The organism is Alteromonas sp. W364, assembly GCF_031846205.1.
Classification (GTDB): domain Bacteria; phylum Pseudomonadota; class Gammaproteobacteria; order Enterobacterales; family Alteromonadaceae; genus Glaciecola; species Glaciecola blandensis.
The window spans coordinates 254,591-267,698 of the sequence record NZ_JAVRID010000005.1 but is presented as its reverse complement, the minus strand read 5'-3'; the positions used below and the strand labels follow the sequence as shown (position 1 = coordinate 267,698).

General features: G+C 44.2%; 11 protein-coding genes and 1 pseudogene. 6 read left to right on the top strand and 6 right to left on the bottom strand.

Annotated features, from left to right (window positions below; translation table 11 throughout):
- Positions 1-123: 123 nt before the first annotated feature.
- Positions 124-690: a DUF6942 family protein gene (locus tag RM556_RS10245; protein ID WP_311374536.1), complete on the bottom strand. Its 567-nt coding sequence runs from the start codon at positions 688-690 to the stop codon at positions 124-126.
- A 110-nt stretch (positions 691-800) separates the two neighbouring features.
- On the opposite strand from RM556_RS10245, the gene RM556_RS10240 reads away from it, so the two are divergent.
- Entirely contained in the window at positions 801-1,343 is a 543-nt protein-coding gene (locus RM556_RS10240) for a YaeQ family protein (protein WP_311361261.1), read from the top strand.
- 21 nt (positions 1,344-1,364) lie between these two features.
- Here the strand turns inward: RM556_RS10240 and RM556_RS10235 are convergent, their stop codons facing one another.
- The 3 genes from RM556_RS10235 to RM556_RS10225 form a co-directional block, all read right to left on the bottom strand.
- Complete coding sequence (locus RM556_RS10235; RefSeq protein ID WP_311374535.1) at positions 1,365-2,423, bottom strand: 2-dehydropantoate 2-reductase; 1,059 nt, start codon at positions 2,421-2,423, stop codon at positions 1,365-1,367.
- Between the two features lie 57 nt (positions 2,424-2,480).
- On the bottom strand, positions 2,481-3,593 hold the full coding sequence (locus RM556_RS10230; protein WP_311374534.1) for a DUF2855 family protein: 1,113 nt from the start codon (positions 3,591-3,593) through the stop codon (positions 2,481-2,483).
- A gap of 62 nt (positions 3,594-3,655) precedes the next feature.
- Positions 3,656-5,104 (bottom strand): FAD/NAD(P)-binding protein, encoded by a 1,449-nt coding sequence (locus tag RM556_RS10225; protein ID WP_311374533.1) that lies wholly within the window; start codon positions 5,102-5,104, stop codon positions 3,656-3,658.
- Between the two features lie 157 nt (positions 5,105-5,261).
- Here RM556_RS10225 and RM556_RS10220 point away from each other — a divergent pair, with 157 nt between their 5' ends.
- The 3 genes from RM556_RS10220 to zapE all read left to right on the top strand — a co-directional run bounded on the left by RM556_RS10220 (position 5,262) and on the right by zapE (position 7,742).
- Positions 5,262-5,903 (top strand): TetR family transcriptional regulator, encoded by a 642-nt coding sequence (locus RM556_RS10220; RefSeq protein WP_311374532.1) that lies wholly within the window; start codon positions 5,262-5,264, stop codon positions 5,901-5,903.
- A gap of 106 nt (positions 5,904-6,009) precedes the next feature.
- Entirely contained in the window at positions 6,010-6,180 is a 171-nt protein-coding gene (locus RM556_RS10215) for a hypothetical protein (protein ID WP_311374531.1), read from the top strand.
- Between the two features lie 71 nt (positions 6,181-6,251).
- Positions 6,252-7,742 (top strand): cell division protein ZapE, encoded by a 1,491-nt coding sequence (gene zapE, locus RM556_RS10210; protein ID WP_311374530.1) that lies wholly within the window; start codon positions 6,252-6,254, stop codon positions 7,740-7,742.
- Between the two features lie 11 nt (positions 7,743-7,753).
- Here the strand turns inward: zapE and RM556_RS17350 are convergent.
- Both RM556_RS17350 and RM556_RS10205 read right to left on the bottom strand, forming a co-directional pair.
- Positions 7,754-7,894: pseudogene (locus RM556_RS17350) on the bottom strand (integrase); the annotation flags it as partial.
- Positions 7,895-8,104: 210 nt separating this feature from the next.
- Positions 8,105-8,719, bottom strand: coding sequence for a TetR/AcrR family transcriptional regulator (locus RM556_RS10205; RefSeq protein ID WP_311374529.1), 615 nt, complete (start codon positions 8,717-8,719; stop codon positions 8,105-8,107).
- Between the two features lie 154 nt (positions 8,720-8,873).
- Here RM556_RS10205 and RM556_RS10200 point away from each other — a divergent pair, with 154 nt between their 5' ends.
- Both RM556_RS10200 and RM556_RS10195 read left to right on the top strand, forming a co-directional pair.
- Positions 8,874-9,941, top strand: a complete 1,068-nt coding sequence (locus RM556_RS10200; protein ID WP_311361251.1) for an efflux RND transporter periplasmic adaptor subunit — start codon at positions 8,874-8,876, stop codon at positions 9,939-9,941.
- Between the two features lie 5 nt (positions 9,942-9,946).
- Positions 9,947-12,985, top strand: a complete 3,039-nt coding sequence (locus RM556_RS10195; RefSeq protein WP_311374528.1) for an efflux RND transporter permease subunit — start codon at positions 9,947-9,949, stop codon at positions 12,983-12,985.
- The last annotated feature ends 123 nt before the right edge of the window (positions 12,986-13,108 follow it).

Below are 13,108 nucleotides of genomic sequence, written 5' to 3'. Positions count from 1 at the left end.
TGTAGGATGCGATCTTTAGATCATCTATCACAAATAATAGCAAAAAGTGCGCCAAATTTAATATCCCGAAAAATCAGATATTTAAAACCAAGCCAATTTAATATGTATAAATAGCTGACAATATTACATGCTATGAGTAGTGATTCTATCTTGCACTTCCTTAATCAATCCGACCAATCTCACAATCTTTATATTTGATAGCTGACGGTAATCAAAATAAGGACAAACAATGATCCCTCGCTCGTTGTTAATTGCAAATTCTTCATCTAGCCACACGAGTTGGTCCCCCAAATTCAGGGTTTTCGCATAAGTTCTGCCCATAACGATGTGAATAGAAGATGAGTCGAGCTGAGTTTGTTGGTCATTTTTAGCACTTATTTGCGCTGGCGGTCGAAAATGCAAACTCGTTGAACTACCCACTTGCAGTAGTTTTTTGTCACGATATTCTTGCCAAGAATCGAATGTCTTAGCTCCTAAAGTAGGTAACGCCGCTGCATATACTAGCTTGGCGTAAACATTGAAAACTTTGCGCCATCCATTACCACAAGCCTGTCCACAAGCATAAATATCACCTTCTTCCAGAGGATGCATACTTTGCCCTTTTGCGCCAAAATCGAATGTAGGTATATTCGCTATATAAACATTCAGCAGGGCTTTGGTATCGCCCAAGCCGGCAAGATTTTTGGCCATTAGTGTCACGGTTCTCTCATTAGTTGTGTTGAGTTGTGTATATTTAGGTATCATACACGCCCTTGCGCTGCGGCGTCAGCCACTTATTCGCTAACCGGAGTTTATCCCTTATGGCCTTAAAGCCAACCATCTACAAGTTCAAAATTGCCTTGTCTGATTTCAATAATGACCACTATGATTCTTTGCAATTGACGGTCGCACAACATCCTTCAGAAACCCTTGAGCGAATGATGGCTAGGCTAATGGCCTTTTGTATTCATGCGGCGGATGACAAAGATAAACTCATGGCGTTCACAAAGGGCTTAAGCTCGGTTGATGAACCTGATATCTGGTTGAAAGGCTTAGACGATCAATTACATCTATGGCTTGATGTGGGTGAGCCAAGCTTCGAGCGCATGAAAAAAGCCTGTAGACTCGCTAAAAAAACCGTAGTTTATACCTTTAATTCAAAATCTGATGTCTGGTGGAAACAAACTCAAGCACAACTTTCAACCCTACCGATTTCGGTTTTTCAATTCGACTGGGATGAAATTAAGGCCCTAAGCGGTTTGGCTAGCCGCACAATGGATATCACGCTCACCATTACTGGCCAGTCGATCTATGCTGTTGTCGAAGATGAGCAGTTGGAGCTAAATTGGGTCAACCTACAATGAGTTAGTGTGCAGACCACAAAGCTAATCGTTGGTCTGCATAATTTCTTCGGGGCTGAGCATGGGCGAGCCTTTCGAATCTTCTTCAGCCTTTTTAATTAAACCAACAATCCGTGAGTTTACCGGTACCGGTACCCCCTGCTTTTTAGCAAGTGCAACAATTTCACCGTTCAAATAATCGATTTCTGTTTTTCGGCCCAAGGTTAAATCCTCATACATTGAAGAACGTGCTTCTGGGTCAATCTTTAGCGTTGCACTCGCCACCATATTAAACAGAAAGTTAGGCAAAGACATAATAAATGGCATGTATTTAGGGATAACTTTGCCAGTGCGTGCAGGCTCAATTCCCGCCGCTTGCATGGCATCTAAGGCCTCTCGGAGAACAAGCGCCATCACTTTTCGATAAGCTGGATTGCCCAACTGTTCCAGCAAAGGCACACCAGATAGTGCATTGACCGAATTATTGAGGTTTATCAGTAACTTTCCCCACTGCACGTTAGTAATATCATCATACACTGTGGCGGGTAACGCCGCTTTATCAAATAAAGAGACTAATTCTTTACTCACTTTATCCGGGTCTTCAATGGCTAAATTACCTTCTGTACCGCAGTGAAAATGGCCCTTCCCTTTAGAAAGAACGTTGAAAGGCACCATGCCACGTAGCACTGTGAATGTAGGTAGGTACTGTTCCAACAATACGCCATTTCGAACGCCGTTTTGAAAACTAACAACAATAGCTTTTGGGTTCGCGTGCTTGAATATCAGTTGCGCGGCACTTTGAGTGTCACCACTTTTTACGCACAATAGAACCACATCGGCATTGTGCATGACTGAGTTCGAAGTAGTAAATTTTACTTCTTTGGCAGGAATAAGTAAGTCACGACCTTTGTAGTCGCTTGCTCGGAGGCCGTTTTCTGATATTTGTGCTTGAATGCGTTCTCTGCCAATCAAGGTAACGTTAGCACCCTGACCTATTAAGCACGCACCCAAATAGCACCCGATACTACCTGCGCCCAACACCACAATTTTCAGCTTTTCGCCAGTGCTCGAAGCAAGCACATCTTCTTGACTAGTTTCTTCCAAAGTCATTCTCTGTGTGAGGCACTACTGCCCAATAAACCCTAGCGCTAGAGTAATGACTTACAGATGAATAATCAATCCAAGTTCTGGAGAAACCTTACCATTGCAGACATCATCAAAAACATCGCTCATCGCCTTCAAACCTTGCAAGTCAGTCACTTTTAACCACTTGGTGCTCTGTGCAATTGAGTGTTTTAAATAGGCAGCACTTTGCTTTTCAAATCCATCCATACCGCTTTCTTTAATAATTTTCTGTAAGGTACTTGGCGCGAAGAACATTTCACTTCTCAGGGCTATGAAGTGAGGCCCTGGGTTCATGTCCTCCCAATGTGTAGCACCAACATTTGAACAAAACTTCATATTATCGCCCAGATGCTTGTGCAGTTCGCTTAACAAAGTGCCATTGCCAGACATATCAACGATAAGCGACGGAATACTTGCATCGATACTGTCTAACTCATCATAAGCAAGTGTTTTATCGTAAACAGCCAAGTTATCAACCATCTCTTTGTTTTTCAGTGAGGTTAAACCAATCTGTTTAGGCGCTTTAGGATCATTATTGATGCCATAAGCTAAACCTGTACTCGTTTTGCTTGAGGCGCTAGTAATCACAACTTGTTGAGCACCAAACCAGTCATGGCTAGTGAAATAGTGATGTAAAGCAAACGCGGTGACATGCAGCGGGTAAAGCAACATCCGATAGGCTTCACCTGATTTTTGATAATTAGGCTCCGACATCACTTTTCGATAAATATTATAACCCACTGGCAAGGCCGCACGGTGCTCACTAGCATCAATCCAACTAGACTCACTCACACCGCTCGGGTGCATAATCAAGTGACTCGATGGTGGAAAATAACCAAATAAACGCTCACCTTCAGGAACCTCTGGGTTATTTGATTTAACGACATCAGCAAACCCCCATACAGGTAGTATACCCCAATGCTCATTAGCTTCATTATGACCCACTTCATCAGGCCCTAGTTGTGGCGGAAAGAACTGCCAGTATCCGAGCTTATCGCCAACGACAGCATAGGTGATGTTGTTGGCAGTAAGGGCGAAGCTGTCTACCTTTACCAAAACTTCACCATCTTTTAATGGCTTTTCATGTGTATGGCTTTGTACAAGGCGAACTTTGTTGTAGTTCTTGCGGCTAATTTGTAATTCCATCATTCGGGTAATCCTTAGCTTGTTGTTCTTTTGTGTTTTCTGTCGATCAATGAATTGCTAATGATTTAGCTTATTTCTGCTAAGTAAGCTTGCAACTTCGCCATTGCCGGTTGAGCATTCTCTTTTAAGCGTTTTAATATCATTCTCTTTTCAATTTCATCTTCTTTGACATTGCGAACCAACTGACTAAAGCCATCTAAACGATTATTCAACAACCACTCTCGCAGCTCTGGATCCTGGCCCCAAATATGTTGGTTCAGCATAAACGCAGCCGTTAGCCTTAGCCAATCAAGATCGGTATTTGGCAATGGCACGACATTGCAGATTTTATTTTTAATCTGGTCGTTAGGATAATTCGCTTCTACATGTGCAATGAACGCAGCACTGAAAACAGGTTGATAGGAGCGCACTGTTTGCGGGGTAATTAAGCCATCTTCAAAGATTGGTTTCATTGTTAAATTTGATATTGCACTGGCTGAGCAATCGACATGAATGTGGCGTGTACTTGTGGGTATTTCACCTTCTTGCAGTACGATTTTGTCAAGTTCTATAGATGTCACCCTACCCATACGAACAACGTTTGTCACTCGTCGCAATTGCTCTAGCTCCATCTTACTGACCGTTGCACCATGGAACATTTTTGGCCAAACGTTCGTATCCAAACGCATAAACACACCGGCTCTTTCAAGGCGTTCAAACATATCATTTATCGAGGTAGATTCTGCAATCGCTTCCATCTGACTAGCTTGGGCACCTATCGAACTGCCAAAAAACTCCTCTGTTGGCTGAGTATTTTCTCGGTCAAGTAGCCAAGCATCTCGAGGCATAATCCAAGTAATGCGATCTGGATCGACATGCTTTTCGAGTAAAAATAAGACGGCATCGATGCCAGTTTTTCCGCCACCGACAATGACATAGGCACTTGGCGCTGAAGTCACCTTGGGCAAGTCATTCAAAGGCATAAATTGCACGCCCGATGCAAGGTCAAAATTCGGCGTGTGGGTGGATGGCACGGTCGTTTTAAGGTAAGTACAGTCGACCGTTTTCTTGTTTGGCTTTGCTTTGTAACGTTGTCCAGTTAAGGTGTTTTCGAATTCACCATTACCTTGATAGTCACACATTGGGAAATACTGGACTCGACCTGTTGGTAAAAATTGTTCACGCATGACGTCATCGAAGTAGGCACTCACTTCCGCACCTGTTGCCAATTCATTCAGACCTTTATTCCAACCTACTTGGTCTTTATAACCTTTACTCAACTCACGAGAGCTCACACCATAGAATGCAGACGGTTGATGCAAAGTCACAAAAGGATAGGCCACGTTCCAGTGACCGCCCGGTTTATGGTGTTTGTCTACAATGATGATATTAGCATCGGTTTCAGTCAGCAGCGTATCAGCAAATGCCATTCCTACCGCACCGCTACCGACGATTAAATAGTCCGTTTCAAGTTCTGTTGCGTTTTCATTTGTACTTTGTATTGCACTTGTTTTTGCACCCTGCACGCTTTGCATCTATTCCATACTCTGTGAATTTAAGCTCTTGGCAGTTAAACATAACACTGTTATATTTGTCAACGAAATGTAAACAACCCTATTAGCCATACACTGTGGCCAAAAGTCAGAGGTGCAAATTTCTGTGGTAAAAAATCTCGTTGTAAAAAAGAACGTAGTGGAAAGTACAACTACATGTGACCAAAATGAACCTTCAATAAAGACTAAGGGCGTTAGAGAGCAAGCTAAACGTCGGATATTAAATGCCGCTTCAACTCTATTCGCTGAAGGAGGCGTGGCTGCGCTAAGTGTTCGCGCTATTGCAGAACAAGCCAAGGTTTCAACGATTGGTATTTATAGCCACTTTAAAGGCAAGCAAGGTATTCTCGACGCGCTATATATTGAGGGTTATGAAATGGTGTATAACACCATGGAGTTTGATAAAAGTGACTTAGGGCCGAAACAGATTTTACTAAAAGGTATCGCGGGCTATTTGCAAATTGCACAAGATTACGAAGGGCATTATCGCCTTATTTTTGGTGAAAACGACAATCAATATAAACCTTCTGAAGAGGCAAAAGCGAGTGCTCATAGAGCATACAAACGCTTGGTTCAACATACGTCAATTATACTACCGGAAAATGCCGATTGGATAGAAAGGCAACAAACAGCATTAGAGCTTTGGGCCTTTGTGCATGGTTACGTTAGCCTCAAACATCACGTCACAGGTCCACTCATATCAGCTAAACAATGGTACGACATGGCGAATGATGGCATTTCAACTCACATCGATGCACTACTGAAGAAGTATCAGAGGTAAGTTGACAAAAAATATCCAAAACCGGCCGTTCAACCAGTCGTAAATTAGTACTCTCTTTATCACACTAGCGCATGCTAGCCCACAGTGAATTCAAGGAAGAGTGCGTGTGCTGGCAAAGCAACCAAGGGAAACATACAAGCGCCATCGACCAGAAACAACGCGACTCTATCAATTGGTTGAACGTTACTACTCAGAGTTTACCGATAACTTAGCTGAACAAAGCCAATATCTGCCCAAACATGTTGTCGACTTGAGTTTCTTATACAAATCAGTTTGATACCCATACAGAAATCTAACGTACCATATCATCACGTTAATAAACTCATCAGCTCCATGATGAAAACGATAATGATAAAGAAGATGATGATAAAGGCAATGATAGCACAACGTCACGTCGCTCGGCGGTGCTTCTCGAAAGGCCCCGTGGCTGCGGCTTATGAACTCAAGGTGGACGCGGGAGAGGCGCGACGAGATGAAGCGCAAGTCGCTCTGGCGGCAAAATTCGATGCCCTGCACGAGTCTCTTGCCTCGCTTCCACCAGTGCCCGTGTGTACGTACGATCCGACAAAGAGCAGCTGTTCACTATTACTGTTGCTGGCGCGCTCTCTAGCATCCGCCCAGTCCTTTCTCCGAAAGAAGTTCCATTTGTGGCTTTTTGGTCCACCACCGCGAGGCATGTACATTCATGGACCGGTAGGGGTAGGCAAAAGCTTTCTAATGGATCTATTTTACGCGTCGGTTACTGTTCCTGATGATGATTCCTGCTGTAATAATGACAGCCACAAACACGCAAAAATTACCAAACGCCGTGTCCACTTTCATGAATTCATGCTAGACGTCCATCATCGAATCTTTGTCTACAAACAGAAGCACCCACGAGGTGATGCGATTCCCGTCGTTGCGCAACAATTGGCACAAGAAGCACAACTCCTCTGTTTCGATGAATTTCAAGTGACAGAAATCGCCGATGCCATGATTTTGAAACGACTGTTTTCACTATTAATATCGGATTGGAATGTCGTGATGGTGGCCACCTCGAATCGAGCCCCCGATGCCTTGTATGAGAGAGGCATTAACCGCTCCCTCTTTTTGCCATTCATCGACCTATTGAGACAGACGTCCGACGTTATTTCCATGGAGGATTCCCAGAACGATTATCGACTCGAAAATCGAGCAGATGGCCAATCCTATTTTTGGTCAAACAAAGGAGTTCACGGCGATAATAATATTAATCACAACTTACAGGCTAAGTTGGAAAAAATATTTGGTGGCGCTGTATCTGGCATTGCATCCGGAACTGAGGGCGAGAGCATTCCTGTCCTCTTTGGTCGCACCGTCCAGGTCGCCCGATTGAATGACCGATGCGCCTGGTTTGACTTTTCCGATTTGTGCTACCAACCGCTCGGGGCAGCCGATTATATTTCCCTCTGCCGCCGATTTCCGGTCATCATCATGGAATGCGTTCCTCAACTGGACGCCAATCACCTCAACGAAGCGCGACGCTTCGTTACCCTCATTGACGCATGTTATGAATCTCGCACCCGCTTGGTGCTGACGGCACAAGTCCCGCTCGACGAATTGTTTGTCGATTTTGAAGCGCAAGTCGAAAGCAGTGACGGAGATGAAGAATTGATTGTCAATGATAAGGGGGGAAACTCGAGTTCCTTTGCGACGACCATGATTCGCACCAAAGAGGGAAAATATTATGAGTGGTCGGCGACGGGTCTAATTGGCGTGTCACTGGCACAATTATCGGCCGCAAATGACCTCGCCTTTTCCTTTCGGCGAGCCGCGTCCCGGTTGGTAGAAATGGGTGGAAAGGAATGGGGGCGGCAATGACGAGAAATATATACCGTACTTTCTAATTTGGAATGACCAAGGAACAACTGACAAGCCCTAATGTTTTTAGTCTATTTGTAGATCAAAGAGGGTTTGGTTCGCCGCATTGTATGAGTGCCATAGTGCGTCCCTTCTAATCCAATTGAATTTATCTACCCATCGACAATACGGCTATATTGCCTCTCGAGTCTGCTCAGTAATTTCAAACTGAACTGGCCTACCAATTTTTTGTTGAATCCGCTTTTAGAATAGAGAGCGGCTCGCGACTGAATATTCATTCCTAGCGCAATATCTCTCACACGCAAGGTCTGATGTTAAAATTGAAAGTTAGCACGACTACCGCAATCACATTGTTGATGCACTTAAGTAATGGCATAACGGCTCATAAACATTTGTAGCGTTTGCTCTTTGGCATGTTGGCGAACTTGATATGATGGTGCATCATCATTGCACAGCACGGTTGGCCAAAAAAGTGTCCCCTTTAGCAAACTGCCAATTTGCTCTGCGGCATAATCAACGTCGTCAATAGCGAACTTACCATCAGCTATGGCGGCCTTTAGCCAACGATGCAGAGTGGTTTCCTGCGCTCTCATGCGATCCATCTGATCTTTCATCTTGGCAGGAGAATAAAAGAAATGCCCCATTGCTAAGCGTGCGAGTGTAACAAAATCATGGTCGCACATCATGTTTGTCTCGGCTTCAATTAGCAAAGCCAACTGGCTTTCAATCGATTGATTTGGCGTATATTCGACCGATGCTCGCAACATGAACTGCTCCCACATTTCATGCAACAAACTTAATACTAGCGTTTCTTTGCTATCAAAATAGTTATACACCGTTCGCTTTGACACATTTGCTGTTTCAGCTAATTGGTCCATGCTAGTTGCCTGAACGCCTTGTTCTTTAAAGGTCTTCAGTGCTGCATTGAGTATGTCTTCGCGCTTCTGCTGGCTACGCGACTTCTTTACTTCGCTCATGTACTTCCTCCGATTACGTTTAATTTTACACTGATCAGTTTACTTTACAATTTTTTTGATTATACTACACCGTATAGTTTACATTTTGGTGTTCCGTAAATTTGACACTGAATATCATTGTTATTAAAAAAGCTACTTTAAAAGAGATATCAACGTGCACAAAAACGTCTTCATTCGCACCAGTCTGCTGCTAGCAACCGCACTTTTCATTTCTGCCTGCAGCGACAGTAATTCCGAATCCACTAATGATGAAATCACGCCTGTATTGGTAAAAATGACGCCAGTACAAGCATTGAAAAATGAGCAACATTTTGAGTTTCCTGCAGAAGTTTCTGCGGTAAAAACCGTCGACATGCGTTTTGAGGTATCAGGAAGATTAATTGAAGAAAACCTTCGAGCTGGGAACGAAGTAAATAAAGGTGATGTGCTTGCTAAACTCGATCCAGAACCATTTCAAAGGAGAGTGAAGGAGCAGGAGACAAGGTTTACTCAAGCCGATCGAGAATTAAAGAGAGTTCGCCAGTTAATAGAGAAGCAACTTGTTCCCCAATCTGCTTTAGACGATGCGCAAACCGCGTTTGAACTTGCTGAGATTGCGGTCAATAACGCCAAGCAAGATCTTGCCTATACTCAAATTTCAGCGCCATTTAAAGGGCAAATTGCACAACGTATCGTAGACAACAATAGTTACGTACAAGCGGGTGAAGTGATTGCGAGCATACAAGACCGCTCACAGGTGTACTTTAATATTCACGTTCCCGAGCGTTTATTCACGTTGTATGCGAGCCGTGACGGAGCAAAAGTGGAAGGCTCGATTTTAGCCCGACCAACTGACTGGGTAGATCTTTCCTATGTTGAGCATAGTGCTCAGCCAGATCCAGTGACTCAAACTTATAAAGTGGTCTTTAGCAAGTCAGCCGACCCTAGCAACCTAATCACGCCAGGTGCGCGAGCAAAAGTAAAAGTCCACTTAGATCAAGAAGGCAGCACTGATCAACTTATCATTCCCTACACTGCCTTACTGGCTGAACAAGATGACTTTTTCGTGTGGCGCTATAATCAAGAAACAAAGCAAGTCAACAAAGTAGCGGTCTCTGTTGTGAGTGTACGTGGCGACTACGCCGGCATTGAAGGTGAACTATCCGAGGGAGAAAAGGTTGTGTCCGCTGGTGTCAGTAAAATGCGTGAAGGCTTGCGCGTCGCAGAATACGTGGCGGAGTAAGCTTCATGGATATCGCAAAGTACGCTTTACGCTTCCCTGTTAATATCTGGCTGATTGTCGTTATTTGCTTGCTCGGTGGGCTTATTGCATTAAGCAATATTGGGCGACTAGAAGACCCCAGTTTCACTATCAAGCAAGTAAAAGTGATTACCTCTTTTCCAGGTGCAAGCGCAAAACAAGTCGAAGATGAAGTTACCGAATTACTCGAAACGACTATCCAACAAATGCCGCAACTATATCGCTTGAGTTCAGTATCCAGTCCGGGTACGTCAGATATCACAGTAGAGGTGCAGCCAAACTTTGATGGTGGTGAACTGCCACAAATATGGGATGAATTGCGCAAACGCCTGCGAGACGTTCAGGGCCAATTGCCACCAGGAGCACAAGACCCGGTTGTTTTTGATGACTTTGGTGAGGTGTTTGGACTTTATTACGCATTGACTGCCCCTGACTTTAGCGCCACTGAATTGCGGCACTTTGCTAAACAAATTCGCCGCGAGCTGTTGATGATTGACGGTGTTGCAAAAGTGCAAGTGAGTGGTGTGCGAGAAGAGCAAATTACCGTTTATATCGATACAAACCGCTTAGCGAGCTTGGGCTTGAGCTTTCCACAAATATCTCAATTGTTAACGGAAAACATCCGACCGTTTAACGGCGGTAGAGTACAATTAAATGGCAAAAAATTACGAGTGCTTGTGGATCAACCCTCCAGCCAGATCGAGGCTATTGAAAACCTGAGTCTTGTATTGGCAGGGACATCGCAGTCAATCAAGGTAAAAGATATCGCGACCTTAGCAGTTGAGCCAGCCGATATTCAAACAAACTATCTGCGTCACCAAGGTAATGAGGCAATCACCTTGGCTGTCTCTGCGCAAGACGGCGTTAATATCGTTGATGTCGGCCAACGAGTCAGACAGAAAATTGAGCTTATCCTCAGTAAGTTGCCGACAGGTATCGAGCTAGATGCGATTTATGATCAAGCAAAAATTGTTGATGAGTCGGTCGATGGATTCATTTTGAACTTAGTCATGTCAGTGGTTGTTGTGGTCCTAACTCTCTGGCTATTTATGGGTTGGCGTTCAGCACTCGTCGTAGGCACTACGCTAGTGGTCACGGTAATGGGAACCGTACTGATCATGTGGCTAATGGATTTAAGATTGCAGCGTATATCACTAGGCGCAATGGTCATTGCAATGGGTATGTTAGTTGACAATGCGATAGTGGTAGCCGAAGGCATGATGATGCAAATGAAGCAAGGCGCAAAACCACAACCTGCAGCAAGCTTTATTGTTAAAAGAACACAATGGCCTTTGCTTGGTGCAACCGTCATTGGCATAGCGGCATTTTCAGGTATTGGATTGTCGGATGACGCCACCGGCGAATTCTTATATTCACTTTTCGCCGTAGTGTTGATATCACTTATGCTCAGTTGGGTAATGGCAATTACCTTGGTACCGACGCTTGGCAAATTGGTTTTCAAAACAACACCTACGTCAGATCAGAACCAAAATGGCTTTCGTTTTCAAGACGGTTTCATATCAATATTGAGAGGCTTTTTACGTCATCGTTGGCTAACGCTTTTCGGATTGTTATGCATCACTCTCGTTGCATTTATGAGTTTTGGCTTTGTGAAACAAGGCTTTTTTCCGCCATCCAATGCACCTTTGTTTTATATCCACTATTGGGGACAACAAAACGAAGATATTCGCAGCACTGAAAGCATCATGAAAAAAGTGGAACAGGAAGTGCTTTCTGAGCAAGGAGTGAAATCAATCACTAGTTTTATTGGCCGTGGTGCAGATAGATTTACCCTCACCTATGCGCCAGAGCCTGCCAATGAGAGCTACGCCATGATGCTGGTTCGGGCCAACGATAAAGATGAGATTGATACTATCATTGCTGATATGAAAGCTGCCCTTCCACAAGTGAGTCCTGACGCCAGTTTTTATTTTCAGCGCGTACAATTTGGCCCGGGCAGTGGCGCAAAAATCGGCATACGTTTCTCAGGCAATAACGGAGATGTACTCCGAGAACTCGCCAACAATGCAGTTGAAATCCTAGAAGCTGATGGTCAAATTCAAGAGGTTCGTCATAACTGGCGTGAGTTGGGTTTGAGTTTGAATACCCAATTTGATGACATTAACGCAGGTATTGCGGGCGTGAGTCGCGCTGATTTTCGTGACACCATCGAATACGCAACCACAGGTTTACAGCTTGGTAAGCTATACGATGAAGATTACGCTTACCCTATTCGTGCTAAAATGGCGAATGCTCAGCAGGACCCATTAGATGCGATTCGTAACAGCCAAGTTTGGAGCTCTCAACAAAGCCGATATGTCCCATTTCGACAAGTATCTAAAGGCATTGAGTTAGAATCCGAAGAAGTACAAATCCATCGTCGCGACCGTGTCCCAACCATCACTATTTGGGCTGAGCCAGGCAGTGATGAGACCGCTGCAGACGCCTTAGCAAGAATATGGCAGCCCATTCAAGACATGCAATTACCCGATGGTTATAAGCTAGAGTGGGGCGGCGAGTATGAAAGTTCGGCAGACGCCCAACAAGCGCTAGGTAAAGGCTTACCGGCAGGATTTTTAGTCATGTTCATCATATCGGTACTGCTATTTGGCAGAGCCAGACAGCCCCTCATTATCTGGGCCATTGTACCTATGGCAACTGTCGGTGTTGTTTCAGGTTTATTGTTAACTGACATGCCATTTGGCTTTATGTCGCTGCTCGGCTTTTTAAGTTTATTTGGCATGTTAATCAAGAATGCCATCGTTTTACTGGAAGAAATTGACTTACAAATCGAAGAAGATAAGCCCATTAAGGATGCCATTCTTGAGGCCTCAGCAAGTCGATTGCGACCTGTTACATTGGCGGCCATTACGACCATATTAGGCATGGCTCCTCTGTTGTCTGATGCATTCTTCGCAGACATGTCTGTGACTATCATGGGTGGTTTGGCTTTTGCTACAGTATTAACGCTCATTGCTGTTCCTGTGATGTATAGTTTGCTGTATCGAGTATCATTCAGAAAATAGCTCCGATGTTACGATCTTATTTCGACTTCAAAAAATAGTATTTGGGAGTGAATATTTAGGTTAGGAGCGCTACTGAATCGCGACGTGAGCATATCGACCGACCGCTTTCTGCACCTAGCAGAC